The organism is Flavonifractor sp. An9, from assembly GCF_002161245.1.
Taxonomy (GTDB): Bacteria; Bacillota; Clostridia; order Oscillospirales; family Oscillospiraceae; genus Flavonifractor; species Flavonifractor avicola.
In genome coordinates this window covers 58,090-83,929 of the sequence record NZ_NFHC01000010.1, presented here as the reverse complement: position 1 = coordinate 83,929, position 25,840 = coordinate 58,090, and the positions used below count along the sequence as shown (strand labels likewise).

27 protein-coding genes are annotated in these 25,840 nt (G+C 61.6%); 8 read left to right on the top strand and 19 right to left on the bottom strand.

Translation table 11 applies throughout. From position 1 onward, the window contains the following. Position 1 precedes the first annotated feature (1 nt). From B5G40_RS08450 to B5G40_RS08400, 12 genes are all read right to left on the bottom strand, one after another. Positions 2–592 (bottom strand): Maf family protein, encoded by a 591-nt coding sequence (locus B5G40_RS08450; protein WP_087267431.1) that lies wholly within the window; start codon positions 590–592, stop codon positions 2–4. Between the two features lie 20 nt (positions 593–612). After that, on the bottom strand, positions 613–1,062 hold the full coding sequence (dut, locus tag B5G40_RS08445; protein ID WP_087329773.1) for a dUTP diphosphatase: 450 nt from the start codon (positions 1,060–1,062) through the stop codon (positions 613–615). A gap of 6 nt (positions 1,063–1,068) precedes the next feature. After that, a complete protein-coding gene (locus B5G40_RS08440) occupies positions 1,069–3,153 on the bottom strand; it encodes a U32 family peptidase (RefSeq protein ID WP_087399330.1) in 2,085 nt (694 codons plus the stop codon). 43 nt (positions 3,154–3,196) lie between these two features. After that, positions 3,197–3,511, bottom strand: coding sequence for a cell division protein ZapA (locus B5G40_RS08435; protein ID WP_087188397.1), 315 nt, complete (start codon positions 3,509–3,511; stop codon positions 3,197–3,199). Between the two features lie 203 nt (positions 3,512–3,714). Further along, positions 3,715–4,566, bottom strand: coding sequence for a hypothetical protein (locus B5G40_RS16630; RefSeq protein ID WP_143383390.1), 852 nt, complete (start codon positions 4,564–4,566; stop codon positions 3,715–3,717). Positions 4,567–4,581: 15 nt separating this feature from the next. After that, positions 4,582–4,827, bottom strand: coding sequence for a hypothetical protein (locus tag B5G40_RS08430; protein WP_087390330.1), 246 nt, complete (start codon positions 4,825–4,827; stop codon positions 4,582–4,584). Between the two features lie 214 nt (positions 4,828–5,041). Beyond that, positions 5,042–5,503, bottom strand: coding sequence for a hypothetical protein (locus B5G40_RS08425; protein WP_143383389.1), 462 nt, complete (start codon positions 5,501–5,503; stop codon positions 5,042–5,044). Further along, positions 5,500–5,955: a helix-turn-helix domain-containing protein gene (locus B5G40_RS08420; protein ID WP_087399328.1), complete on the bottom strand. Its 456-nt coding sequence runs from the start codon at positions 5,953–5,955 to the stop codon at positions 5,500–5,502. The genes B5G40_RS08425 and B5G40_RS08420 overlap by 4 nt, the downstream gene beginning before the upstream one ends. Positions 5,956–6,306: 351 nt before the next feature. Then, positions 6,307–7,131, bottom strand: coding sequence for a helix-turn-helix domain-containing protein (locus tag B5G40_RS08415; protein ID WP_087399327.1), 825 nt, complete (start codon positions 7,129–7,131; stop codon positions 6,307–6,309). A 105-nt stretch (positions 7,132–7,236) separates the two neighbouring features. Next, the gene (locus B5G40_RS08410; protein ID WP_087399326.1) at positions 7,237–8,010 is read right to left on the bottom strand and encodes a stalk domain-containing protein; all 774 of its coding nucleotides are present in this window, start codon (positions 8,008–8,010) and stop codon (positions 7,237–7,239) included. Positions 8,011–8,264: 254 nt separating this feature from the next. After that, complete coding sequence (locus tag B5G40_RS08405; RefSeq protein WP_087188394.1) at positions 8,265–8,492, bottom strand: DUF6199 family natural product biosynthesis protein; 228 nt, start codon at positions 8,490–8,492, stop codon at positions 8,265–8,267. 15 nt (positions 8,493–8,507) lie between these two features. After that, entirely contained in the window at positions 8,508–8,969 is a 462-nt protein-coding gene (locus B5G40_RS08400; RefSeq protein ID WP_143383387.1) for a hypothetical protein, read from the bottom strand. 186 nt (positions 8,970–9,155) lie between these two features. On the opposite strand from B5G40_RS08400, the gene B5G40_RS08395 reads away from it, so the two are divergent. The 4 genes from B5G40_RS08395 to B5G40_RS08380 all read left to right on the top strand — a co-directional run bounded on the left by B5G40_RS08395 (position 9,156) and on the right by B5G40_RS08380 (position 13,861). Continuing rightward, positions 9,156–10,154, top strand: a complete 999-nt coding sequence (locus tag B5G40_RS08395) for a DnaD domain protein (protein ID WP_087399324.1) — start codon at positions 9,156–9,158, stop codon at positions 10,152–10,154. A 3-nt stretch (positions 10,155–10,157) separates the two neighbouring features. After that, the gene (locus B5G40_RS08390) at positions 10,158–11,162 is read left to right on the top strand and encodes an ATP-binding protein (protein ID WP_087189235.1); all 1,005 of its coding nucleotides are present in this window, start codon (positions 10,158–10,160) and stop codon (positions 11,160–11,162) included. 24 nt (positions 11,163–11,186) lie between these two features. Beyond that, entirely contained in the window at positions 11,187–12,353 is a 1,167-nt protein-coding gene (gene thiI, locus B5G40_RS08385) for a tRNA uracil 4-sulfurtransferase ThiI (RefSeq protein ID WP_087399323.1), read from the top strand. A gap of 251 nt (positions 12,354–12,604) precedes the next feature. Then, positions 12,605–13,861: a competence/damage-inducible protein A gene (locus tag B5G40_RS08380; RefSeq protein ID WP_087399322.1), complete on the top strand. Its 1,257-nt coding sequence runs from the start codon at positions 12,605–12,607 to the stop codon at positions 13,859–13,861. 57 nt (positions 13,862–13,918) lie between these two features. On the opposite strand, the gene ftsH is transcribed toward B5G40_RS08380, so the two are convergent. The 6 genes from ftsH to B5G40_RS08350 form a co-directional block, all read right to left on the bottom strand. Beyond that, positions 13,919–15,850, bottom strand: a complete 1,932-nt coding sequence (ftsH, locus tag B5G40_RS08375; RefSeq protein ID WP_087399321.1) for an ATP-dependent zinc metalloprotease FtsH — start codon at positions 15,848–15,850, stop codon at positions 13,919–13,921. A 38-nt stretch (positions 15,851–15,888) separates the two neighbouring features. Beyond that, entirely contained in the window at positions 15,889–16,434 is a 546-nt protein-coding gene (gene hpt, locus B5G40_RS08370; protein ID WP_242955475.1) for a hypoxanthine phosphoribosyltransferase, read from the bottom strand. Between the two features lie 17 nt (positions 16,435–16,451). Then, on the bottom strand, positions 16,452–17,813 hold the full coding sequence (gene tilS, locus B5G40_RS08365) for a tRNA lysidine(34) synthetase TilS (protein ID WP_087399320.1): 1,362 nt from the start codon (positions 17,811–17,813) through the stop codon (positions 16,452–16,454). An 87-nt stretch (positions 17,814–17,900) separates the two neighbouring features. Continuing rightward, a complete protein-coding gene (gene dnaB / locus B5G40_RS08360; protein WP_087269968.1) occupies positions 17,901–19,253 on the bottom strand; it encodes a replicative DNA helicase in 1,353 nt (450 codons plus the stop codon). A gap of 53 nt (positions 19,254–19,306) precedes the next feature. Continuing rightward, positions 19,307–19,753 (bottom strand): 50S ribosomal protein L9, encoded by a 447-nt coding sequence (gene rplI, locus B5G40_RS08355; RefSeq protein WP_087189228.1) that lies wholly within the window; start codon positions 19,751–19,753, stop codon positions 19,307–19,309. Between the two features lie 131 nt (positions 19,754–19,884). After that, positions 19,885–21,879: a DHH family phosphoesterase gene (locus tag B5G40_RS08350; RefSeq protein ID WP_087189227.1), complete on the bottom strand. Its 1,995-nt coding sequence runs from the start codon at positions 21,877–21,879 to the stop codon at positions 19,885–19,887. Positions 21,880–22,038: 159 nt separating this feature from the next. On the opposite strand from B5G40_RS08350, the gene B5G40_RS08345 reads away from it, so the two are divergent. The 4 genes from B5G40_RS08345 to B5G40_RS08330 are packed head-to-tail and all read left to right on the top strand — an operon-like array spanning position 22,039 to position 24,771. After that, the gene (locus B5G40_RS08345; protein WP_158099500.1) at positions 22,039–22,713 is read left to right on the top strand and encodes a Crp/Fnr family transcriptional regulator; all 675 of its coding nucleotides are present in this window, start codon (positions 22,039–22,041) and stop codon (positions 22,711–22,713) included. Positions 22,714–22,756: 43 nt separating this feature from the next. Then, complete coding sequence (gene modA, locus B5G40_RS08340; RefSeq protein ID WP_087399318.1) at positions 22,757–23,578, top strand: molybdate ABC transporter substrate-binding protein; 822 nt, start codon at positions 22,757–22,759, stop codon at positions 23,576–23,578. Further along, positions 23,562–24,014 carry a hypothetical protein gene (locus B5G40_RS17175; RefSeq protein ID WP_206407226.1) on the top strand — a complete coding sequence of 151 codons (453 nt, stop codon included), beginning with the start codon at positions 23,562–23,564 and terminating at the stop codon, positions 24,012–24,014. Before modA ends, B5G40_RS17175 begins: the two co-directional genes overlap by 17 nt. A gap of 1 nt (position 24,015) precedes the next feature. Further along, positions 24,016–24,771, top strand: a complete 756-nt coding sequence (locus B5G40_RS08330) for a Rossmann-like domain-containing protein (RefSeq protein WP_087399317.1) — start codon at positions 24,016–24,018, stop codon at positions 24,769–24,771. A gap of 56 nt (positions 24,772–24,827) precedes the next feature. On the opposite strand, the gene B5G40_RS08325 is transcribed toward B5G40_RS08330, so the two are convergent. Continuing rightward, entirely contained in the window at positions 24,828–25,667 is an 840-nt protein-coding gene (locus B5G40_RS08325; protein WP_343286728.1) for a pyridoxamine kinase, read from the bottom strand. Positions 25,668–25,840: the final 173 nt, after the last annotated feature.

Below are 25,840 nucleotides of genomic sequence, written 5' to 3'. Positions count from 1 at the left end.
CTTACCGTGCTGCGGCCAGGGCCATACAGTCCATGCCCAGCTGTCCCAGGATCTGACCCAGACGGCACACCGGCAGACCCATCACATTATAATAGTCGCCGCTGATGCCCTCAATGAACAGGGCCCCGTAGCCCTGGATGCCGTAGGCCCCCGCCTTGTCCATGGGCTCGCCGGTGGCGATATAGGCCTCGATCTCCTCAGCGGTCAGGGAGCGGAAGGTGACGGCGGTTTCCTCCCACTGGCTGAACACCTGCTCTCCCCGCAGTACGGTGAGGCCGGTGTATACCTGGTGCCGGTTGCCCGACAGCAGGGAGAGCATCCGGAAGGCCTCCTCTTTGTCGGCAGGCTTGCCCAGCACTACCCCGTCCAGGGCCACTACCGTGTCGGCGGCAATGACCACCGTATTGGGGTCGGCCTGGGCGGCCACCGCCTGGGCCTTTTCCAGGGAGATCTGCCGCACCAGCTCCGCCGGAGGCAGGTCCCGGTCCATGTGCTCGTCAATGTCGGGGGTGACGATGCGGAAATCCCGCACCCCCATCTGCTCCAGCAGCGCCCGTCTCCGGGGGCTTTTGGAGGCCAGAATGATATCCATGCGATTTTCGTTCCTTTCCATTATTGCCCGGTGGAGCCAAAGCCACCTGTCCCCCGGCCGGTGGCGTCCAGCTCGGCCGTCAGCTCCAGCTGGGGCAGTACCACCGGGGTCACCACCAGCTGGGCGATCCGGTCGCCGGGGTGGATGGTGTAGGGCTCCTCAGACAGATTGGTGAGCCCCACCATGATCTCACCCCGATAGTCGCTGTCAATGACACCCACCCCGTTGGACAGGGAGATGCCGTGCTTGATGCCCAGCCCCGAGCGGGCGAACACCAGAGCCACATACTCCGGCCCCGGCAGGGCGATGGCAATGCCGGTGGGGATCTTCACCAGCTGCCGGGGTGCGATGATGATATCTTCCTCGATGCAGGCAGACAGGTCCATACCGGCGGAGCCGGCGGTGGCCCGGCTGGGCCAGGGCAGGTCCCGGCCGATTCTGGGGGACACCGCTTTGATTCTCAGCTTCATCTATGGTTACTCCACATCTCGATAATAAAGACCACGGGTATACTCGTTGGGGCTCCAGCTGCCCTGCTCCAGATAGCGCCGGGTCACCTGGACGCACTCGTCAGGGGTTTCGGTGGTAAACAGCAGCCGCTGGGCCCACAGGCCGATGCGGCGGTAGTCGGCGGCCTTGTCCGCCAGGAAGAGCTTCTGGGAGTTGAGCAGCTCGTTGCGGCAGCCGGGGGCCTTCACCACCGGGAACTTGGCGCCCTTCCGGTCGGTCAGAATGTTGGTGCCCTGGCAGCCCTGTTTGCAGCCGCCGGTGCGGTTTTGAATGATGCAGTTTTCCATGATCATCAGGGGCAGCCGGCCGTAGGTGATGAGCTCCGTGTCCAGGCTCTTGGAAATATCCCGGATCTGGGGGAACTTCAGCTCAAAGGACAGGGTGAGGGAGGAGAAGCCCAGACGTTTATATTCTTTCACAGCCTGGGCGTTATAGACCTCCAGACCGAAATCGCCCCGCAGGGTGAAGCCCAGTTCCTTAGCGACCTGGATCATGCCCAGGTTGCCCACCAGGGCGTCGGTAACCCCCAGGTCCTTCACCTTCTTCAGATTCTCCACCATCTGGGGGAACTCCCGGTCCCAGGCAATGCGGGGCAGGATTACCCCGATAGAGGTGCCCGCCGGGGCGCTGGCTTTCTCCGGATGGGCGGCCAGTTCCTCCAGGGGGATATACACCATGGCGGGTCCCAGGTCCAGCAGCTCCTGGGTGACCTGATCCGCGGAGCGCACCGAAATGGTGAGAGCGGGGGCCTCCCGCCGGTTCTCATACCGGGCGCCGGGGTGGTATTCGCCGGTGCGGCGCTGGGGCAGCTGTTCCCGCTGCTTTGTGAGACCGTCCAGGGCATCCCGCCGCAGGGCATTGAGGGTGGACAGGGGGAGGGACAGGCCGTCCTCCACCAGCACCCGCATCCGCTCCGCCCGATAGGGGGTGCCGCCGGTGCGGGCAAGCTGCTTCTCCACCGCGTCGGCCGTCAGGGGACGGGTGCGGGCTTCTTCGGGCACCGGACCCTCCACCGTGGATACCCGGCCCTCGGGGTCCTTCACGCCCACATGGGCGGGCTCGCCGGGGCGGAGCATGGCGTAGAAGGTGACGGGCACCCGCTGGGCCTCGCCGCTCTGGTAGGTGTTGCGGGCGGCGGCGAAGAGCTCCTTGGGCTCGCGGGTCTCCTCCCGTACGCCAAACATATGGCTCCCCTGCTGGTCCAGGTAGTAGCCCTGGGTGAAGCCCTGACGGGAGAAGGCTGCCTGAAGCTGCTCCATCTCCTGGGGGGTAGGTTCCCGGTCCTCATGGATGGCCCGGGAGAAGATGCCGGTGACCACCGCCACATATTCGGGCCGCTTCATCCGGCCCTCCAGCTTGACGCATTTTACCCCCATCTTCCGCAGCTGGCGCAGGTAGCCCGCCAGGGACAGGTCCTTCAGGGACAGGGGGTAGGAGTCCGCCCTACCCTCCCAGCCGTATTTCAGTCGGCAGGGCTGGGCGCACAGGCCCCGGTTGCCGGAACGTCCCCCGATGACGGAGGAGAGGAAGCATTGGCCCGAGTAGCACATACACAGGGCTCCGTGGGCAAATACCTCGATCTCAATGGGAGAGTGCTGGCAGATATATTCGATTTGGTCCCGGGACAGCTCCCGGGAGAGCACCGCACGGGTCATGCCCAGATCGGCCACCATTTTGACGCCGTCCAGATTGTGGACGGTCATCTGGGTGGAGGCGTGGATGGGCAGATCGGGAGCCACCTGGCGGACCATCCGCAGTACGCCCATGTCCTGCACCAGCACCGCGTCGGCACCCAGGGTGCTGGCCTCCACGGCAAAGTCGGCGGCCTGAGGCAGCTCCCGGTCGGTGAGCAGGGTGTTCAGGGTCAGATATACCTTGGTTCCCCGCACATGGCAATAAGAAACCGCCGCCGCAAATTCCTCCCGGGAGAAATTCTTCGCGTTGCGGCGGGCATTAAAATCTCCGTATCCCAAATAGACGGCGTCCGCGCCGTTCTGTACAGCCGCCGCCACGGCCTCCATGGACCCGGCGGGGGCGAGCAGTTCCAACATACGATCCCTCCCGGAGCAGGGGGGCATCCCGCCCCCCGTTTCCTTACTTCTTGTTTTGCAGCTTGAAGATCTCCCGCTTGGCCTCGGAGAGCTCCATCTTCAGCTTGGTGGCCTCCTCCAGATATTCCTTCAGCTGGCGGCGCAGGTTCTCCGCCGCCTCCACCTCTTTAAAATATTCGTCGGCAATATTGACCGCCGCCAGGACAGCTCCATCTACCAGGGAGACGCGGGCGCCCTCCATGACCTCCCGCACCTTTTCGTCCACGTGGGCTGCCACCTTCTCGGTATAGCCGGCGTCCTCGGTGCCAACCAGGGTGTACTCCTGCCCGGCGATGGTAACGGCGACGCGGTTTTTCATGCAAACCCCTCCTGACCATAATAATTTACAGTATTATATCACATCCAGCCCTGGAAGAAAAACAAATTCTTCGTGAATTTTCGAGGGCGCGCAAAAGGCCCGTAGGCGGAATGATTCATTCCGCCTACGGGCACCAAAGGGAATCTGGGTCATTAAACCACTGTCTTAGTGGGTAAACTAAGAACATGGTAAAATAACATATTTTAATATTCTGTTAGAATTATAGATGGAGTTGTCTCAAAAGTAGAGATAAAATCAGGCCAAGTAGGATACTGAACAATGTAAGACTTGGTTGCGCTTTCAATACGGCAAGGTGTAAATATAATTGCAAGTGTCCCATAGCTCTTAACGAAAGCGGTTTCTGATGGGATCCTATATTCAACATGGTGCGTTGTCATACCGGTAATTGGATTATACACATCAAATTCTACCTTATTTATGGATCCCCAGAATGCCCCAACAAGAATACGGTGGGTTGGATAACTACCATCATGCATTGTTTCGCCAGGGCTTGGGCCGGCAAATTCATATGTTGTTGATTTAGATATACCAGCTGCTATTTCTACAGCACTAATAAGCTCTCCGGTGGCAATGCCTATAGAAATAGTACCCGAGCGTTCTGAAGTGGCTCCAATTGGCAGATCGCATATATGCTTCCCTTTTAGTGCTGAAAATGCCTGAAAAGGAGTAACAGTACAATTATCTACTAGACTGTTGGGATAGAGCGAGTCGAAATAGGAGGCCATTTCTCTTTCGGTAGCTAGAACAGAAAGTGAGGTCATAAGACCGGAAAAATCGTAAGAGTCATTATCATAATAATTTATAGCTGTCTCTGCTATTTTTTGAAGAGTAGTTTCGTCCGCTTGAGAGATAGATATATTGCACAGACTTTCCACAAGTTCTATTTCATTAGGGTAGGCATTTATGATAGATTGTGCTCTGTAGTCTGCCATTAATAAATCTTCTTGAATATCGCTGCTGGAAAGTGCAGAGGCGGGGACTAGTGAGGACAGAACAGCTATAAACAATAATGCAGATATTAAGCGCTTATTCATTGAGTCCAAACCTCCTTAATGAAACGGAGTTTTCCTACTCTTAGCATGGATCAGGATTAGAATAATTCCAATCAAATAGATTACAACAAAGAAAATAAGGAAGTTGTTCAGGCCGGTGTAGCGCATATTGCCCCACAAATCTCCGTCCCAAGAACCATCAAACGTCAGGAAAAGAGAAATGCCTAAGACCATCATGCTACCAATCAGCCCAGTACAAGCAAATATAATATCAAAGATTATTTTATATGGATTCGGTTCCATTTTTCTGCACTCCTCCCCCTCTGTTTAAATGTTAGATTGCTTGGGTTGAATATTAAAAAAACTAGCAGGGAATAGCGTTCAAAGCAGAGATATTCCGGTTAGCGTACTTGACAGCAAAGCAGTGATATCCTCCCAGAAAGCGATAGATTAGCCCATCGGTCTCACCCCTTTCCTGCCTCATGGTGGGCAGGTATATCCGCTTTTCTCCTGCTTCTTAATAGTTGACAGAACCGGAAACAGTGACCTTATAAGATGCGTTGTTTCGGAATGCCAGCGTATAGGTACCGGCATCTTCTATGCGAATCGTCTTGCTAATCCGTCCGCCAGTGGCGGTGAAATAGTGGAAAGAGCCGTCTGAGGCAATCAGTCCCACGTCCAGTTTAGCAGTGGAGGGGGAGTAAGTGGCGTCAATGGTAATTGTTTCATTTGCAGACATCGAGAAACTGCTGGAGGCGTTTAATGCTGAATTCGCTGGAATGCTGACAACATAAGTTTCAGTTGCTCTGGATTCAATAAGGGCGTTTACTTGGTTCTCCAAAAGCGAGAATCTGTCTGTGCCGGACCAAGGTGCGGCAGCTGTATTGCCTGCAGCTGCATAGGCCGGGCTTTGAACACCGAAACATACCAACAGGGCAATGCAAGCAGCTGCCGCTTTTAACTTCTTATTACAATTCATTCCCATGGCAGTAAATCAAACTCTCCTTTGGTGGTCATAGTTTCTTCTGCTATCAAATCACCCCAAGGAATCTCAGCCTCCTCTCTTGCGCCGGCGATCCCAAAACCGATCCACGTCCCCAGACCCAGGATACCTGCGGCGGCAAAGGCCAGAACCGTCGCCAGCAGAGCTGTCCGCCGCCTGTGGGGCTCCCGCACCGCCGGGCACTCCGGCTGCGCCTCCGGTTCCGTCATTTCCTCCCGGGGCTGGGCTGTTTCAGGGCCGTATACCAGCTCATTCAGGGACACTCCGTACAGCTGGCTCATCTGGATCAGACTATCCAGGGAGGGCGTCCCCACGCCGGTCTCCCACCGGGAGATGGCCTGCCGGGATACGTTCAGCCGCTCCGCCGCATCGGCCTGGGAAAGCCCTCTGGCCTTTCGCGCCTCAACCAGTCTCTCTGTCAATTCCATCTTTCTTCACCTCAACAGCGTAGCTGATACCTGATTTTTTGTAAACCTCATCTCCGTTGCACATGAGCAATGAAGCGTTGCGTGCCTCAATTCTACCGCCATTTGTCCGATCCCGCAACCTGTGGTCCATCCAGCCTCCTCCGCACATGACAAAGCCCGGGGGCGGAATGGATTGATTCCGCCCCCGGACTCTGGAAGGGAATAAGAATAGGGAGCCGCATTTTGCAGACGCGGACATGGCTGCGTCATCTCTATCCTTAAAAATCAGCTTATCCAATGGAGAAGTTTTTGTAAACCACATATTTGTTGCGGAGGGGGCAACGGAACGTTGCCCCCAGAGTTATCAAACCGTTATCCCTTGAACTGCACCGCGGAGATCTGGATATCCACCGTTCCGCCCCCGCCGCTGCCGGTGGAGATGTCCACGCCGAAGCGGGGCTGGTTATCCCCGCCGCTCTCCAGCGCCTCAAAGGTACGGGTGACGGTGGCTCCGGCGGGGATCTGAGTTTCCAGCATATCCCGCCCGTTTTCTTGCAGGTAACCGGCCTGGAACAGCAGGGGCTGGGTACCGTTGTTGGTGACGGTGACGCTGAGATAGCGGCCATTGGCGCCTATGAAGGAGATATCTCGTTCAAAATCGCTGCCCGAGCGGTATTCGGTATCCTCCAGCACATGGATGCCCATTTTCTGCTCCGCAGGCTCCACCTCGCCGAAGGGGCCTACCTGCTCCCCCGCCCGGTCCAGCGGCAGCTTGTCCCAATCCTGCTCCATTCCGCCCACCACGATGACCGAGCCGCTCTGTTTGCTCTTGCTGCTGTTCATCAGACCGCTGGCCCAAATCCCCAGGGCCAGGATCCCCACGGCCACCAGCCCCAACACCACCGGCAGAAGATGCCGCCGGCCTTTGTGGGCCTGTACCGGCTCCGGCTCTTCCGTCAATGCCGCCGGTTCCGGAATCTCTTCCGGGACCTCCGCTCCTCCCACACCGTATACCAGCTCATCCAGCGACACCTGGTACAGCTTGCCCATCTGGATCAGGTTATCCAGGGTGGGCATCCCCGTTCCGGTTTCCCACCGGGAGATGGCCTGCCGGGATACGTTCAGCCGCTCCGCCGCCTCGGCTTGGGAAAGCCCCCTGGCCTTCCGGGCCTGGGCCAGTCTTTCTGTCAAATCCATGTTTTTTCACCTCAACAGCGCAGCGTATGCAGGAGTTAGTACCTCTCATTCTACTGTTCTTTTCCCTATTCCGCAACCCGCCTGAATCTGGTAAGATTCGGGACGTTACCCGTTGAACTGCACCGCGGAGATCTGGATATCAACCGTTCCGCCCTCGCCGCTGCCGGTGGAGATGTCCACGCCGAAGCGGGGCTGGATAGCCGCGCTGCTCTCCAGAGCCTCAAAGGTGCGGGTGACGGTGGCCCCGGCGGGGATCTGGGTGGCGAGCATATCCCGCCCCGTGGCATACAGGTGCCCGGCCTGGAACAGCAGGGGCTGGGTACCGTTGTTGGTTACGGTGATGCTGACATAGCGGCCATTGGCACCCACAAAGGGGATGTCCCGGCTAAAATCGCTGCCCGAGCGGAACTGTGTCTCCTCCAGCAGCATGATGCCGCCTTTTCGGGCGTCGGGCTGGACCTCGGCAAAGGGCCCTGCGGTCTTTCCCGCCTGATGCAGCGGAAGGGAATCCCATGCGGACTCCCCGGTACCTGGTTCCACCGTAATGCCGCCCCTATCGCCCCGGCCCAGCACGACGGTCGTTTCGGCCCCGTCCCAGGTGATGGGTACGTCCAGCAGGTTGGCGATGGTCCGCAGGGGCAGGTAGGTGGTGCCGCCCCCTGCCTCGTCGGTGTAGACGATGCTGGAGGGGACGGACTGCCCGCTCTCGGTGTTCACGCTGTCGCCTGCCGCGAAGATGGCCTTACCATTCAGCTGGAGTCCCACGGGGCTGAACTGTACCAGGCCGGAGGCGGCCAGGGCGGTGGTGACGCAGCCCATGGTCAGGACCGTGGCCAGGACGCCGCTTAAAAACGGAATGACAGGACGTTTCTTGTTCATATAATACCCTCCTAACTTTTTGCGTTGATGTTCCTTCCTGCGGCGCAGGCTCCATCGCCTCCACCGCGCCAACATCGTAGTGCACGGGCCGTTATTTGTAAACCATTTTCCCGTTGCAGCGGGGGCAACGGAGCGTTGCTCCCACATTTTGTGCGGGTTTTCAAGGGGAAACAGACTGTTTGCTGAGGAAATGCAAATAAAAATCCCATGAACGAAATCCGCGGATTCCGCTCATGGGATCGAATAGATTGAGGTCAGAAGCGCAAGACCCGGCACAGCCGCAGGACCATGATCAGGTCAAACAGCAGAAAGAGAGCGCCGGAAATGCGGGTGGAAATGAGGAAAAGATGGGTAGGTTCCGCCGACTTGATCCAGGGACTGCGGCTGATCCGCCAGAGCTCCCACATTGCGCCCGGACAGATCAGGCTGACCAGACCGGCCAGCGCGAGGACGATTACAACCAGCCATTCAAACACGCCCATCCTAGATTACCTCCTTTATAACCGGGCCCCGCAGTGGGGGCAAATACCTTCCGCGCCCACGTCCCGCTCCCGAAGCCGCCCGCCGCAGCGGGGGCAGCGGCAGAAGCGCCAGGCGATGAGTACCATCAGCAGGATCATCACGCCGAGCAGGAGGAACACCGCCCAGAGGGGCAGCAGATCCTTCAGGAACAGGACCAACAGCCCAGCCGCGGCCAGAATCCGCAGGCAGGTCCAGCCCACCCGGCAGAGGGGGGCTTTTTGTCCGGGGGAGGGCGGGGCCTCCACCGCTGGAGCGGCACGGAGGGCGCTCCACAGCAGATAGCCATCCACAGCGATCAGGCAGACCAGCAGGATGGCGTTGGGGAGCAGGCCAGTCATCCCGCCCGCCAACAGGGTTTTCCCAATCTGGTAAACGCTTCGCAGGGTGAGCAGCAGGCTGACGGCACACAGCAGCCAGAGGTAACTCTGCCGGGTCATGGCAAGGCCCCCTTTCCCAGGCTTGCAGGTGGATCTCTTCACAATCATTGTACCATTTTTCCTTTGGAATGCAATCGATTCCCAAGAAAAACACATCTCCGGAAATGTTTACTGCGGGATTGTGCCCAACCCCCGGAATGTGGTATGATAATAGGTACGAGATCACGAGGGAAAGAGGGATGCCCTATGCCGGAGCTGCTGCTGCCGGGCAATATCATATCCATGGACGCCCGGGCCGCCGACCGGCTCACCGCCTGCGGCAATGGGGACGCCGCTCTGCTCTACCTGTGGCTGCTCCGCCACGGTGGGGTGCTGGACCCCGCCCAGGCCCGGAAGGGGCTCAAATGGGACGGCCAGCGGCTGGAGGAGGCCTCCGCCGCCCTGGTGAATCTGGGCCTGTCCGACGGCAAGACCCAGGCCGAGGCTAACCCCATCCCCGCTCCCCAGGGTCCGCCGGACTATACCGCCGCCGACATCACCCGGGAGATCGAGGACACCACCTCTACCTTCCCCGGTCTGGTGAACGAGGTCCAGCGGCGGCTGGGCAAAGTGCTGTCCACCGCCGATCTGAAGAGCCTGTATACCCTGTACGACTACCTGGCCCTCCCCGCCGAGGTGATCTGCCTGCTGGTGAGCTGGTGCGTGGAGGAGTTTGAACGGAAATACGGCGTGGGCCAGAAGCCCCGGATGTCCCAGGTGCTGAAGGAGGGCTTCGCCTGGAAGCGGCTGGGAGTGGACACCGCCCAGGCCGCCGACGCTCACCTGAAACGCAAGAGCCTCTACCGCACCCGGGAGGGGGCTATCCTCCAGCTGCTGGGTCTCAAGCCCCGGCCCTTGGTGGACAAGGAGAAGCGGAAGGTGGCCGCCTGGACCGACATGGGCTTTTCCGACGACGTGCTGCGGCTGGCCTACGAAAAGACGGTGTACAAGAAGCAGCAGATGGACTGGGATTACATGAACGGCATTCTGCTGGGCTGGCACAAGAAGAACCTACATACTCTGGCGGAGATCGAGGCGGGGGACAAGCCCGCCCGGACGGCCCAGAGCGCCCCCTCCGCCGGCAGCAGGCCGGCCATGCAGGACCACCCCGCCGCCCCCGGCGATGTGGACCGGCGTGTGCGGGAGGATCTGGAACGGATGCGGGAATTTCTCCGGCAGGAGAAGGAACGGGACAAGGAGGGATAAGCCATGGGATACGAAGCCAGCGTGCTCTACCGGGCCACCAAACGGCTGGAGGAGGGCCGCCGCCGGCGGGAGGAGGCTCTTGCCCGCCGCAAGACGGAGATCTATGCCCAGCTGCCCCGGGTCCGGGAGATCGACAAGGAGCTGAAGGGGACGGTGTACCAGATCATCGCCTCCTCTCTGCGGGAGGGGCGGGACCCCGGTCCCTCCATCCAGGTCATCAAGGACCACAACCTGTCCCTCCAGGCCGAGCGCACCCAACTGCTCCTCCAGAACGGCTGGGGGGCCGACGCCCTGGACGAGCAGCCCGCCTGCCCCAAGTGCAACGATACCGGCTGGGTGGGCGCCCAGATGTGTACCTGCCTGAAAAAGCTGTGCGGCGAGGAGCAAATTAAGGAGCTGTCCAAGCTGCTGGATCTGGGCGAGCAGTCCTTTGAGACCTTCTCCATGGACTACTACTCCCCCCTGCCCTGGCCGGGGGAGGTCATGTCCCCCCGGGAGAACATGGAATTCATCTTCGATTTGTGCTCCAACTACGCCCGGAAGTTCGGGCGGTTCAAGCTGCGCAACCTGTTCCTCTCCGGTGCGCCGGGACTGGGCAAGACCTTCCTGTCCGCCTGCATTGCCCGCACCGTGTCGGAAAACGGCTTCTCCGTGGTATACGATACGGCGGTCAACGTGTTTGCCCGGTTTGAGGAGCAGAAGTTTGCCCGGGACAAGCTGGACGCCGACGAGGCCAAAGACGAAACAAAGCGCTACCTGGGCTGTGACCTGCTGATTCTGGACGACCTGGGCAGCGAGCTCACCACCCCCTTCGTCCAGTCCGCCCTGTATACGCTGGTCAACTCCCGGCTCATGGCGGGGAAACAGACGGTGATTTCCTCCAACCTGACCATGACTCAGGTGCGCCAGCGCTATACCCCGCAAATTTCCTCCCGGCTGGAGGGGGAGTACCGGGTGCTGCCCTTCTACGGAGAGGACATCCGCCTGCAAAAGAAACGGGATTTATAAACCATTGATAAAGGAGACCTACCATTGAACGAGATCATTCTGCTCAAGCTGGGGGAGCTGGTCCTGAAGGGCCTGAACCGCCGCACCTTTGAGGATAAGCTGATTGCCAACGCCAAGCGCCGCCTGAAGCACCACGGTGATTTTAAGGTGTACTGCAAGCAGTCCACCATGTATGTGGAGCCCAAAAACGACAACTGCGACCTGGACGGGGCCTGGGAGGCCATGACCAAGCTGTTCGGCGTGGTGGGCCTGAGCCGGGCCCGGGCCTGCGAGAAGGACAAGGACGCCATGCTCCAGACCGCCATTGAGTACCTGGGGGACAAGCTGGCCGCCGCCAAGACCTTCAAGGTGGAGTCCAAGCGGGCCGACAAAACCTTCCCCATGACCTCCATCCAGCTGTCCCAGTATGTGGGGGGCGAGCTGGACGAGAAATACCCCAACTTGAAGGTGGACGTACACCATCCGGAGCTGACCGTCTATCTTGAAGTACGGGACTACGCCGCCTACGTCCACGCCGATCCCGAGCCGGGCGCCGGCGGTCTGCCGGTGGGCGTGGGAGGCCGGGCGGTGAGCCTGCTCTCCGGCGGCATCGACTCCCCGGTGGCCTCCTGGATGATCGCCAAGCGGGGCATCGCCCTGGAGATGGTCCACTTCTTCTCCTACCCCTACACCTCCGAGGAGGCCAAGCAGAAGGTGCTGGACCTGACCAAGCTGCTCACCCCCTGGTGCGGGCGGCTCACCGTCCATGTGGTGCCCTTTACTGAGATCCAGGAAGAGCTGCGCCGGAAGTGCCCCGAGGAGCTGTTTACCGTCCTCATGCGCCGGTTTATGATGCGCATTGCCCAGGCGGTGGCCGCCCGGTGCGGCGCCGGGGCCATCGTCACCGGCGAGTGCCTAGGCCAAGTGGCCAGCCAGACCATGGAGGCCATGCGGGCCACCACCGCCGTGTGCGACCTGCCCATTCTGCGCCCTGTGGTGGGCATGGACAAGGAGGAGATCGTGCGGATTGCCCGCAAGATCAACACCTTTGAGACCTCCATCCTGCCCTACGAGGACTGCTGCACCGTGTTCACCCCCCGCCATCCCCGGCTGCGGCCGGTGCTGGGGGAGCTGGAGCACGCCGAGGAGGCCCTGGATGTGGAGGGCCTGGTGAAGGCCGCCGTGGAGGGCATCGAGCGTATCCAGGTCTGATCCACCTCTTTCCCAATCCAACAAAGGAAGTGTTTCCTCATGTATCATACCGCGGAACTCATTGCCGTGGGTACGGAATTGCTGCTGGGCAACATCGCCAACTCCCCGCGGAATCACTGATTCCGCAGGGACCCCATATCTTTTACATCCTCGGGCGGAATGAATCCGCCCTGCGGAAATGCTTCGCTGCGCTGCGCATTTGCGGCGGCACTAGCCGCCGATGCCGGTGTTGGCGATAGGAGGTTTTTTCCATGTCCCACACCGCCGAACTCATTGCGGTAGGTACAGAACTTTTGCTGGGCAATATCGCCAACACCGACGCCCAGATGCTGTCCCAGGGGCTGAGTGCCCTGGGCATTAACGTCTACTACCACACGGTGGTGGGGGATAATCCGGACCGGCTGAAAGCCGCCGTGGAGCTGGCCAAGACCCGGGCGGATATCATCATCACCACCGGCGGCCTGGGCCCCACCTGCGACGACCTGACCAAGAATGTGCTGGCTCAGTGCTTCGGCAGGCAGCTGGTGTTCCATGAGCCCTCCGCCCGGCGGATCGAGGCCTATTTCCAGCGTCTCCACCCCAACCGCCCCATGACGGACAACAACTACCAGCAGGCCATGCTGCCTGAGGGCTGCACTGTGCTGGACAACGACTGGGGCACCGCCCCTGGCGTGGCCTTTGAGGCCGATGGTGTCCGGGTCATCATGCTCCCCGGCCCGCCCCGGGAGTGCAAGGCCATGTTCACCTACCGGGTGGTCCCCTATCTGAAGGACCTGGCCGACGGGGTCATTGTGTCCCGCACCCTGAAGCTGTTCGGCATCGGGGAGTCCTCCATGGAGGCCCAACTGCGGGAGCGCATGAATGCCATGACCAACCCCACCCTGGCTCCCTACGCCAAGGAGGGGGAATGTGAGCTCCGCATCACCGCCAAGGCTGCCGATGAGGAGAGCGCCCACGCCCTCATCGACCCGGTGGAGGCCGACCTGAAGGCCCACTTCGGCCCTCTGGTCTACGGAGTGGATATCCCCTCCCTGGAGGCGGCGGTCTTTGCCCTCCTGAAAGAGAAGGGCCTCACCCTGGGCACCGCCGAGAGCTGCACCGGCGGCCTGGTGGCCAAGCGGATGACCGATCTGGCCGGGGTATCCTCGGTGTTCCGGGGCGGCGTGGTGAGCTACGCCACCGAAGTGAAGCACACCGTCCTGGGTGTGGACCAGGACCTGCTGGACCAGTACGGCGCTGTCAGTGAACCGGTGGCCCGGGCCATGGCCGAGGGGGCCCGGAAGGTGCTGGGCTGTGACCTGGCTATCTCCACCACAGGCGTGGCGGGGCCCGACCCCGACGAGCGGGGCAACCCGGTGGGGCTGGTGTTCATCGGCCTGGCTGCCCCCGACGGTACCTGGGTCCGTAAGGTGAACCTGTCCATGGGCCGTCAGCGCATCCGCCACATTGCCGCCAGCCACGGCTTTGACCTGGCCCGGCGATATCTGTCCGGTCTGGAGCTGAAATAAACAAAACACGGTGTATTTTCCGAAAAGGAAAATACACCGTGTTTTTATTTTTAGGGGTTACTCCTGCTCATCCTGAGGATCGGATTCCTCCTCCTGGGCCTCCTCAACCGCCTGATAGGCGGCGGGGGGCTGGACGGCGGCGGGATCGGTGAACACCAGCTCGAAGGCGGCGGCGTCCATGTTCTCGTACTTCAGCAGGTAGTCGGCCACAAAGTCCAGCTCCTTACGCCGGGCGGAGAGGATCTCCACGCAGCGGTTGTAGGCGCCGTCGATAAGACCCTTGATCTCCTGATCGATGAGGGCGGCCACCTCTTCCGAGTAGTTCTTGGTCTGGGCCATGGAGCGGCCGATGAACACCTCGTCGTGGCCGGAGTCAAAGACCACGTTGCCCACCTTGTCGCTCATGCCGTAGCGGGTGACCATATTGCGGGCGATGGCGCTGGCCTTCTGCAGGTCGTTGCCCGCTCCGGTGGAGATATCGCCCAGGGCCAGCTGCTCGGCGGCCCGGCCGCCCAGACAGACGGCAATGCGCTCGGTGAGCTGCTGCTTGGACTGGAAGGTCACATCCTCCTGGGGCAGGGAGATGGTCATGCCGCCTGCCATACCACGGGGGATGATGGTGATCTGGTGGACCGGGTCCTGGGTCTTGAGGTCGTGGATCACGATGGCGTGGCCCGCCTCATGGTAGGCGGTGAGCTTGCGCTCCCGCTCAATGACCACCCGGCTTTTCTTCTCGGGACCGGCAATGACCTTGATGACAGCCTCGTTCAGGTCCTTCATGCCGATGAAGCGGCGGTGCTGGCGGGCGGCCAGCAGGGCGGCCTCGTTCATCAGGTTCTCCAGGTCGGCGCCGGTAAAGCCGCCGGTACCCTTGGCCAGCTCCGCCAGGGACACGTCGTCTCCCAGGGGCTTGTTGCGGGCGTGGACCTTCAGAATGGCCTCGCGGCCCTTGATGTCGGGATAGCCCACATAGACCTGCCGGTCGAACCGGCCGGGGCGCAGCAGGGCGGGGTCCAGAATGTCCTGGCGGTTGGTGGCCGCCATGACCACCACGCCCTCGTTGTTGCCGAAGCCGTCCATCTCCACCAGCAGCTGGTTGAGGGTCTGCTCACGCTCGTCATGACCGCCGCCCAGGCCCGCGCCTCTCTGGCGGCCCACGGCGTCGATCTCGTCGATGAACACAATGGCGGGGGCGTTCTTCTTGGCCTGGTCAAACAGGTCACGGACACGGCTGGCGCCTACGCCCACATACAGTTCCACGAAGTCGGAGCCCGAGATGGACAGGAAGTGGACCCCGGCCTCTCCGGCCACCGCCTTAGCCAGCAGGGTTTTACCGGTGCCGGGAGGGCCTACCAGCAGCACGCCCTTGGGGATGCGGGCACCCAGGTCCAGGAACCGGCGGGGGTCCTTGAGGAACTCCACGATCTCCTGCAGTTCTCCCTTTTCCTCCTCGGCACCGGCCACGTCGTCAAAGGTGACCTTCTTCTGCTCGTCGGCGCCGGTGCGGGTACGGGCCCGGCCAAAGCGGGCGGTGCGGTCGGCTCCGCCGCCTCCGCCCCCGCCGCCGGCCTGGCGGAGGAACATGAAGTACCAAAGCATTCCAAAGACCACCAGCACCGCGATCCAGGGCAGGAAGCTGACCCAGAAGGGAGGCTCGAAGCCGGCGGGGTAGTCGTAGTCCTGGATAATCCCCAGCTGCATCTGCTCCACGATCAGGTCGTTGAAGTCGTTGTAGAACCACTGAGGATTGGCCACATCGTAGGTGACGGTGGCTTTGCCGCCCACCGCTTCCTTCAGCCAGAGGGTGACGGTTTTATTGTCCAGCTCCACCTTGGTGACCTGCTGCTGTTCCAGCAGGCGGCGGACCTGGCCGTAGGTCATGTTGTCCCCGGTGTTCATGCCGCCCCGGAGGATAAAGATGGATACGATCAGCAAAATGGCAATGAGTACATAAAAGCCTACGTCCCGCAGGCTTCCGTTACGTTTCAAGGAACAGACACGTCCTTTCCGGGTAGATTTGAGGAGCCTTATTCCCCGCCGTACACGGAGGGCTTCAGCACGCCGATGTAGGGCAGATTGCGGTACTTCTCCGCGTAGTCCAGGCCGTAACCCACCACGAAGTAGTCGGGGATGGAGAAGCCGGAGTAGCTGACCTCTACTTCCTTCACCCGGCGGGAAGGCTTATCCAGCAGGGTGCACAGCCGCACGGAGGCGGGCTTGCGGGCCTGGAGCAGCTGGAGCAGGTAGCTCAGGGTGTTGCCGCTGTCCAGAATATCCTCCACCACGATCAGGTCCTTGCCCTCGATCTGCTCGGACAGGTCCTTGATGATCTTGACCTGGCCGGAGCTGGAGGTGCCGGCGCCGTAGGAGGACACCGCCATGAAATCCACGGTGCAGGGCAGGTGGATCTGCCGCACCAGGTCGGCCATAAAGACGAAGGAGCCACGCAGTACGCTCACCAGCAGAGGCTGCTTGCCTTCATAGTCCTTGTCGATCTGAGCGGCAATCTCCGCCACCCGGTTTTTCAGCTCCTCCTCGGAAAAGAGGACCCGCTCAACGTCTTTGTCCAGCATATGTTCCATATTTCTCCTTACCTTTCCTTCCAAAATACCACTTCCCAGGCCGGTTGGCCGGGCTTTGCCATACGCTCTCTATGGGGGCCCAGACCGGCTGCCGCCAGCACGCCCCGTTCATCCGCCAGTACCGGGATGCGGTCCCGGTCCCGACGAGGAATTTTCTCGTCGATCATCCATTTTTTCAGGGTCTTGGTGTCCCGGCCCGGCAGGGCCAGTTCATCCCCCGTCTGACGGGGACGCAGGATTAAAGGTCCCTGGGTCTTCTGAGATAAATACCAGGCATTGGGCTTTTGCTTCTCTGTGGGGGGACAGACCACTGCCCGGCAGGTGCAGCGCCAGTCGGTGCCCTCCGGGGCGGTCTCCCCGTTAGTGTTCAGAGGACAGGGGGTCATCGCCGGGTTGTCGCTCTGGGTGGTAATGAGCAGCTCCTTGTACACCCGCTGGGCCAGCCGCCCGTTGGGCAGGAAAGCCACCGCCGAGGGATCGTCTCCCACGGCCAGCTCTACCACCGCTTTCAAATGGGCGGCGGAACAGTCGGTGTTGCCGTCCCCCGTCATTTCCAACAGGCGGCGGGCCGCCCGGGGGGCAATGGCGGCGGGCAGTTCTGCAATGTAGTGGGCCTCGATGACCAGGTCGTCTTCCGCCCAGCGGGCGTGGCTGCAAGCCATGGCGGCCTGGGCGTTGAGGTAGTCGTTGTCGGCCCGGAGATAACCCATCGTTTCCACAGAGCGCTCCGTCAGCCGGGGGTTCAGCTCCCGCAGTACCGGAATCACCTGACGCCGCAGCCTGTTACGGGCGTAGCGCTCGTCGGTGTTGGTGCAGTCCTCCACATGGGCAAGGTGGTGGGCCTCCAGATAGGACTCGATGTCCGCCCGTGGGGTGGTGAGCAGGGGACGCACCAGGTCTCCCCGGCGGGGCGGGATACCTGCCAGACCGTGGAGCCCGGCTCCACGGGTCAGGTGGAGCAGCAGGGTCTCCAGATTGTCGTCGGCGTTGTGGGCGGTGGCGATGCGGTCACAGCCCAGCTGTTCCGCCGTACGGCGGAGGAACTCGTACCGCAGTTCCCGGCCGGTCTCCTCCACCCCCAGGCCACGGCGGGCGGCTTCGCCGTACACATCGCCCCTCTCCACCACGCAGGGGATGTTCCGCTCTTTGCAGAAGTGTTCCACAAAGGCGGCGTCAGCATCGGCGGCCTCTCCCCGCATCCCGTGGTGGTAGTGGGCGGCGGCTACCTGAAAACCACCCTCAGCCGACAGGCTGTGGAGCAGGTGGAGCAGGCAGATGGAATCGGCCCCGCCGGACACGGCACACAGCACCTTGCCCCCCCAGGGGAGCATATCGTATTCGGTTGTGAGGGCCTTGACGGTTTCCAGCATAAAGGTGTTCTCCTGTGGAATTTCCTGTAGGGGCGGCCTTTATGGCCGCCCGCGGGCGACCGCAAGGGTCGCCCCTACGATGGGGTGTCAGAACTCCGAATGCCGCCGGTCGATGGAGGAGAAGGTGGTGTACTCGGGCAGCCACTGCAGCTCCACCGTGCCGGTCTCGCCATGACGGTTCTTGGCGATGATGCACTCGGCCAGGTTGTGGTTCTCGCTGGTCTCATTATAGTAGTCGTCCCGGTAGAGGAACATGACGATATCGGCGTCCTGCTCGATGGCGCCCGACTCACGCAGGTCGGACAGCATGGGCCGCTTGTTCTGGCGGCTTTCGGGACCACGGGACAGCTGGGACAGACAGACCACCGGCACGTTGAGCTCCTTGGCCATGATCTTCAGGGCGCGGGAGATGTCGGAGACGATCTGCTGGCGGTTGTCGCTGCTGCGGGTGGGACCGCCGGCGGAGGTCATGAGCTGGAGGTAGTCTATGACCACCAGACCCAGATTATCCACCCGGCGGCACTTGGCGTTCATGTCGGCCACGCTGAGAGCGGGGTTGTCGTCAATGAGGATCTGGGTCTGGTTGAGGGCCGCCGAGGCGGCGGCAATCTTGGACCAGTCCTCCTCCCCCAGCTTGCCGGTGACCAGCTTCTTGTTGTCCACGAAGGCCTCGCCGGAGATGAGGCGCATGGCCAGCTGCTCCCGGCTCATTTCCAGAGAGAAAAAGACCACCGTCTTGCCGGAGAACTTGCCGGCGTGGAGCAGCATATTCAGGGCGAAGGAGGTCTTGCCCATGCCGGGTCGGGCGGCCAACAGGATCAGGTCGGACTTGTTCAGGCCGGAGATGGCCATATCCACGTCGGGCAGGCCGGTACTCAGGCCGGGTACGGCGGAATCGCTGGCGGCCAGCTCGTTCAGCCGCTCGTACACATTGAGAATGACGCCGGAGATGTGGGTCAGACCCTGGGAGGCCCGGCCTTGACGGATGGCGTAGATCCGCTGCTCGGCGGCCTCCAGCACCTCCTGACCGGTGCCGGTGCCCTCCTGCACCAGGGCGGTGAGATCCCCCGCCGTCTCGGCAATGCGGCGAAGCAGGGCCTTGTCCTTGACAATGGCCACATACTCCTTCACGTTGGCCGCCGTGGGGGTGACCTCCATGAGCTGGAGGATATAGCTGCGGGAGGTGTTCTCGTCGTATACCCCGTTCTGGCGCATATGGTCCAGCACGGTCACCGGGTCAATGGTGAGGGAGAAGTTGAACATGGAGTAGATGGTCTCGTAGATCTCCCGGTTGGTCCGCAGGTAGAAGTCCTCAGGCTTCAGCTCCTCGATCACATCGGGTACGCACCGGGCGTCGATGAGCATGGCGCCCAGCACGCTCTGTTCGGCCTCCACGCTGTGGGGCATCTGCCGCAGCAGCAGTTCCTCTTCGGTTGCCATGTTCCTTCACCTCCCCTGGACGGGCCGATGTGGGCATCGGCCCCTACGCATAGTTACTGCTCGGCCACGACCACCTTCAGGGTGCCGGTGACCTCGTAGCCCAGCTTCACCTTCAGCTCGTAGGTGCCGAAGGCCTTGATGGGCTCATCCTGCACGATCTTGGTTTTCTGGATGGTGATGCCGTGCTGGGCGGAGAGGGCGTCGGCGATCTCCTTGGTGGTGACGGCGCCAAAGAGCCGGCCGCCGTTGCCCGCCTTGGCAACAACCTTGACGGAGAGCTCCTTCAGCTTGGCGGCGGTGGCCTCGGCCTCCGCCTTCTCGGCGGCCATCTGGGCGGCCTTGGCCTTCTCCTGCATCTTCATGGTGTTGATATTCTCCGCGGTGGCCAGCACAGCCAGCTTGCGGGGAAGAAGGAAGTTGCGGGCGTAGCCGTCGCTGGCCTCGATCATCTGGCCCTTCTTGCCCTGGCCCTTCACGTCCTGCTGCAAAATCACTTTCATAACTATTATCTCCTTCCTGTTAGGCTTCCCCAGGGGGAAGCTGTCACGCAAAGCGTGACTGATGAGGGAAATGGTATCGGACCCCTCATCCGCCCCCTACGGGGGCACCTTCCCCCGAGGGGAAGGCTTTTTTATTCATCCTCCAGATACTGATCAATGGCCTGGAGGAGCAGCTTGGTCACCTCGTCCACCGTCTTGCCGGGGACCTGAGCGCCTGCGGTGGCGGCGTTGCCGCCGCCGCCCAGCTTCTCCAGCACCACCTGTACGTTCACATCCCCCATGCTCCGGGCAGACAGGATGACCCGCCCCTCATTGTCAGGGAAGAGAACGAAGGAGGTGTCGATGCCCGAGATATTTAAGAGCTCGTCGGCGGCCTGGGCGGCTGTGATGCGGCCCACGGTGTGGTCCACACGGGCCACGGCAATGCCGTCCTTGTACATCCGGGCGGTCTGGATGATGTCGTACTTGGCAATGGTGCCGTCCAGATCGTTCTGGAACAGCTTCTTCACGTCGCCGGTGTCGGCGCCGGAGCGGCGCAGGAAGGCCGCCGCCTCAAAGGTGCGGCTGCCGGTGCGCATGGTAAACTGTTTGGTGTCCAGCACCATGCCCGCCAGCAGGGCCTCCGCCTCGATCTTCAGCAGGTCGGCAGGCTCCAGCAGATACTGGGACAGCTCGGTGACCAGCTCACTGGCAGAGGAGGCGTAGGGCTCGTGGAAGTTGAGGGCGGCGTCGGCGATATAGGAGGAGGCGCGGCGGTGGTGGTCGATGACCGCCACCTTGTGGACCGCCTCCAGCAGGTCCTGGCTCACCACCTGCTCGGGACGGTTGGTGTCCACCACCACCAGCAGGCAGTTGGAGTCGGCCAGCAGAATGGCATCCTGGGGGGAGAGAAACACGTCCTTGTACTCGGGAACCTGGCTCAGCCGGTCGCTCATCTCGCTGGCCGGGTTGACCCCCGGCTCCCGTACGATATGGACCGGAGTGCCCTTTTTCCGGGCCATGGCGCATACGCCGGCGGCGGCGCCGATACAGTCCAGATCGGGGTACTTGTGGCCCATGACGAACACGGTGGAGGCGTCGGCCATCAGCTCGCCCAGGGCGTTGGCCATGACCCGGCTCTTCACCTTGGTGCGCTTCTCCAGCTCCTTGGTGCGTCCGCCGAAGAACTCGAAGTTGAACTTGTTCTTGACCACCACCTGGTCGCCGCCCCGGCTCAGAGCCATTTCCACCGACAGAGCGGCGTACTGGAACAAATCGCCCAGATTGTCGCCGTCCTTGCCAATGCCGATGGACAGGGTAGCCTGGATGCCCGAGGGGCTGGTCACCTGGCGCACGGTATCCAGAATGGAGAATTTGCCCTCCTGGAACTGGGCCAGGAAGCGCTCCTCAAAGAGGAAGAGATAGCGGTCCCGCTCATACCGGGTAAATACACCCTGAGCAGGGGCAACCCACTGGGCCAGCCGGTCGTCGATCTCGCTGCGCATGGCCGACTTGGCGCTGTCGTTGGCGCCCTTCATCAACTCCTCGTAGTTGTCCACCGTCAGGATGGCCACCACGGGGCGGGTGGCATAGAACTCGTCCCGCACGGTGGCAAAGTCGGTAACGTCCACCCAGTAGGTGGTGGCCAGATAGCCTCTGGCTCCCTGCTCCTCGGTACGGACTAGATGGCCGAACACCAAAAACCGCCGGTCCCCGATGCGTACCTCGGTGGGGCACTCGGTCTTGCCCTCCATCAGCCAGCGTGAGGAGAAGTCGGGCACCGCCGCCGTGATCTTGGCGTCAAAGAGGTGCTCCCGCTCCCCGGTGATCTGGAGGAACCGGTCGTTGGACCAGATGACCTCGTCATTTTCCGGCCGGAAGATGACCATGGGCAGAGGGGCGTTCACCATGGTGTCCTTGGTGGCCGAGTCCATGTTGCAGGTCACGTTTTCAATGTACTTTAAAATCTCCTTCTGCCGCAGGGCATTGCTGCGGCGGAAGTAGAGGTAGAGAATGACCACCACCGCCAGTTCCGCCACCGCGGCGGGGACAGAGAAAAAGGCGGTAATGACGGCAAACACCACCAGACAGAGGAAATACAGCCTCAGACTGGGCTCTACCAGATGAGTTAGCTTATTCTTACGCATAGGGACCTCCCAACTGCGATCAAATACAAGATGACACGTTATTATATCAAACAAGAACGGCAAAAACAAGTGCGGCAGAACGGGTTTTCCTGCCTGTATGCCCCGGTGGTTGCAAAAAAGACCGGGGCGTGCTATCCTTGCGGGCAAGGAGGTGGGACCATGGAGGACCGTGAGATCCTGGCGGGCAGTGTGCTCTTCCGGGGCCTGGAGCCGGAGGAGGTAGTGCCGCTGCTGGGCGGGCGGCGGGAGGAGTACCCCGCCAACCGGGTGGTCATTCAGGAAGGGGAGCGGGTGGACCGGCTGGAGGTGCTGCTCTCTGGCGCCATGCGGGCGGTCCGGCTGGACGCCGACGGCTCGGAATTTCTTTACCAGCAGCTTTTTCCCGGCTATCTGGTGGCGGGGGAGGTGGCCTGCACCCCCAGGCGCACCAGCCCCTACTCGGTCTGTACCCTGGAGCGCTGTACCACCTGGAGCGTTCCCGTGGACCGGCTGAGCGACCCCGCCCTGCCGGCTGAGCTGCGGCTGGCCCTGCTGGGCAATCTGCTCCACTTCGTATCCAACCAGAACATCCGAAAATATTATAAAATTGACGCCCTATCGGTGAAAAGCGCCAGACAGCGGATTTTGAAGTACCTGACCGCCCAGGCCGGGCGGTCGGGGAGCACCACCTTTACCATCCCCTTCGACCGGGAGGCCATGGCTAACTACCTCTGCCTCAACCGCTCAGTCCTCTCCCATACCCTGAAGGAGCTGGAGGGGGAAGGGGTGCTCACCTTCCGCAAGAATCGGTTTACGCTTTTTCCAGAAAAGTTGTCCGGACAACATATCGGGTGAGGGGATTTTGGTATACTCGTGGCAAACCTTGGAGGTGTTTGTCATGAAGAAACTGGTATTCCTGACCCTGTCCGCCCTGCTGGCGCTGTCTATGCTGGCGGGCTGCTCCAACCCTGCCCCGGCGGAGACCACGCCGTCCGCCCCGGAGACAACCCCCGCCGCTGTGGAGACAACCCCGGCTGTTGCAGATCTCAGCGGCCACACCCTGCTGGTCTTCTGCGGCGCAGGCATGAAGGACCCCTTTGCTGAGATCGCCCAGGCCTTCCAGGATCAGACCGGCTGCACGGTGGAGGTGACCTACGCCAACGCCGCTCAGATTCAGACTCAGATCAATACCGCCCAGGAGGGCGACTTCTTCATCGCCGGTTCCGAGCAGGAGGTCAAGCCGGTGGCGCAGCTGGTGGAGTCCTCCACCCCTCTGGTGCGCCACATCCCGGTGATCGCGGTGCAGAAGGGAAATCCTCTGAATATCACCGGCCCCGCCGATCTGGCCAAGGAGGGGGTCCGTGTGGTCATCGGTGACCCGGAGGCTACCCCCATCGGCAAAATCGCCGTGCAGCTTTTTGAGGACTTCGGCATTACCGATCAGGTGGATATCGTGTCCAATACCGCCACTGCTCCCGCCATGACCACCGCTCTGGCCGCCGATGAGTGCGACGCCATCGTCGTGTGGAAGGAGAACGTCAGCGCCGACCAGGGGGAGATCGTGGACAGCGCCGAGATGGAGGCCTATGTCAAGACCATCCCCGCCGCCCGGCTGACCTGCTCGGCGGACGCTGAGGCTGCCGACGCCTTCGCGGAATTTCTGAACAGCCAGACCGCCCAGGACATCTGGACCAGCTACGGCTATGAGCTGGCGGGATAAACGCCCGTTAAAACCCTTTGAGTGGGGCTTTCTGGTGCTGCTGCTGGCGGTGCTGCTCTATGTGGCGGCCAGCCTGTGGGGGGTGGTGGCCGGGGCCCTGCCCAACCTGGGCCGTGCTCTGGCCGACGGGGAGATCCGGTTTGCCGTGGGGCTGAGTCTGTGGACCACCACCCTGTCCACCCTGCTGTGCATCCTCATCGGCATCCCCTGCGCCTACCTGCTGGCCTGGAGCCGGGGCATGGGGGAGTTCGGCGCCACCCTGATGCTGGTGGGGGTCACCCGGCTGAAAACCGAGACGCTGCCCGCCAGCATCTACCTTAATATCTCTACCGGCGACAACGGCATGGCGCTGGCGGCGGCTCTGCTGCTGCTTTTGCTCTCCCTGGCGGTTCAGGGGGTGAGCCGTCTGGCCGGACGAAAAGGAAGGGATCTGTAACATGGACCGGCATACCCTGTACGAGACCCTGCGCGCCGCTCTGGCCGCCGCCCTGGAGGAGCACGGCCTCACCGGCTCGGCGGTGACCATCAAAGCCCGTGGGCTGACGCCGGAGGAGGCCATCGGCCACACCCAGCGCACCGACTACCCCATCCTCACCGGCAAGGAGGTCATGCTGATGGCCGACTTCCGGGGGGCGAAGGGCCAGGCCTTCACCGACGCCCCCGCCCAGTTTGAGGGGGCTTTGGACCAGGTGCTGGCTTTGGATCTGGAGGGGGACCCTCACAGCCGGGGGCTGTTCATCGCCACCCTGAACGCGGTGATGAAGTACCTGGGCCGGGCGGACAACACCGTCCACTGTAAGGACGGCGGGCCGGAGTTCTGTGCCCGCCACATGGTGGAGTGGGTGGCCGACCACTACGGCGCCCCCAAAATCGCCCTGGTGGGCTTCCAGCCCGCCCTCATCGCCGCCCTGTCCCGGCGCTTTTCTGTGAAGGTGCTGGACCTGAACCCGGACAACATCGGCAAGGTGAAGGACGGCTGCCCGGTGCTGGACGGGGAGGCGGACCGCCAGGCTGTGGTGGACTGGGCCGACCTGGTGCTGTGTACCGGCAGTACCCTGTGCAACGGCACCATTGTGGACTATCTGGATCTGGATAAAGAGGTAGTGTTCTTCGGCACAACCCTGGCGGGGGCCGCCCCCATTCTGGGGCTGAAGCGGGCCTGCTTTGCCGATCGGAGCCAGGAAGAAGCCTGACAGAGGCAAAAAACAAAACGGCCGCCGAAAGGCGGTCGTTTTTGGCGCTTTGGGGATCAGTTCAGGCGCTGGACCAGGTAGGAAATGGCACGCTCAAATTCCACGCCGTACCAGTTGGCGTCGGGAGATTCCAGGGTGCAGCGGATGGATTCCACCGTGTAGTCGGCGGCCAGGGCCAGGGCATCCCCCAACTCCAGGCCACGCATGAGGCCGCCCACGCAGGTGGAGGCAAACACGTCGCCGGTGCCGTGGAAGCTGGCGGGGAGGTGCTGGGTGAAGTAGCTGCCGTACTGGCCGGTGACCTTGTCGTAATACATGACGCCCAGCTTGTCCGGCTCAAAGCTGACGCCGGTGAGGGCCACATACCGGGGACCCAGGGCGGCCAGAGCCTGGAGCATCTCCTTAATATAGACCTCGTCATGCTCCGTGCGGTAGGGCAGGCCGGTGAGCAGGCTGGCCTCGGTCAGGTTGGGCAGGATCAGGTCGGCTTTGGCGCACACCCTGGCCATCTGGGCGGGGAAGTCGGGCCCGAAAGCGGGGTAGAGCTTGCCGTTGTCTGCCATCACCGGGTCCACCACAATGAAGCTGCCCTCCCGCCGGAAGGCATCAAAAAAGGCGCACACATAGTCGATCTGCTCCGCGGAGGCCAGATAGCCGGTGTAAACGGCGTCAAAGCCCAGGCCGCTCTCCTTCCAGTGGGCGGCAATGGGCTCAATCTGGTCGGTGAGATCCTTGCAGGTGAAGCCGGAGAACATGGTGTGGGTGGACAGCACCGCCGTGGGGACGATGGAGCACTCCACACCCATGGCCGAGATGATGGGCAGGGCTACCGTCAGGGAGCATTTGCCCAGGCAGGACACATCCTGAATGCTGACGATCCGTTTCAAGAACCGCACTTCCTTTCTGGTTTCGTTGGGTGCAGTATAACAGAGAAACTGACCTCATTAAAGTGTCACATATTGCTTTTTTAGTAAGGTCAGATCTGGGAAAAACTGCGTGAAGTACGGTTTCTGCGGTTGCACATTGACACACAGGCGTATATAATAAGTAAGATCCGGCGAAAAAGCCG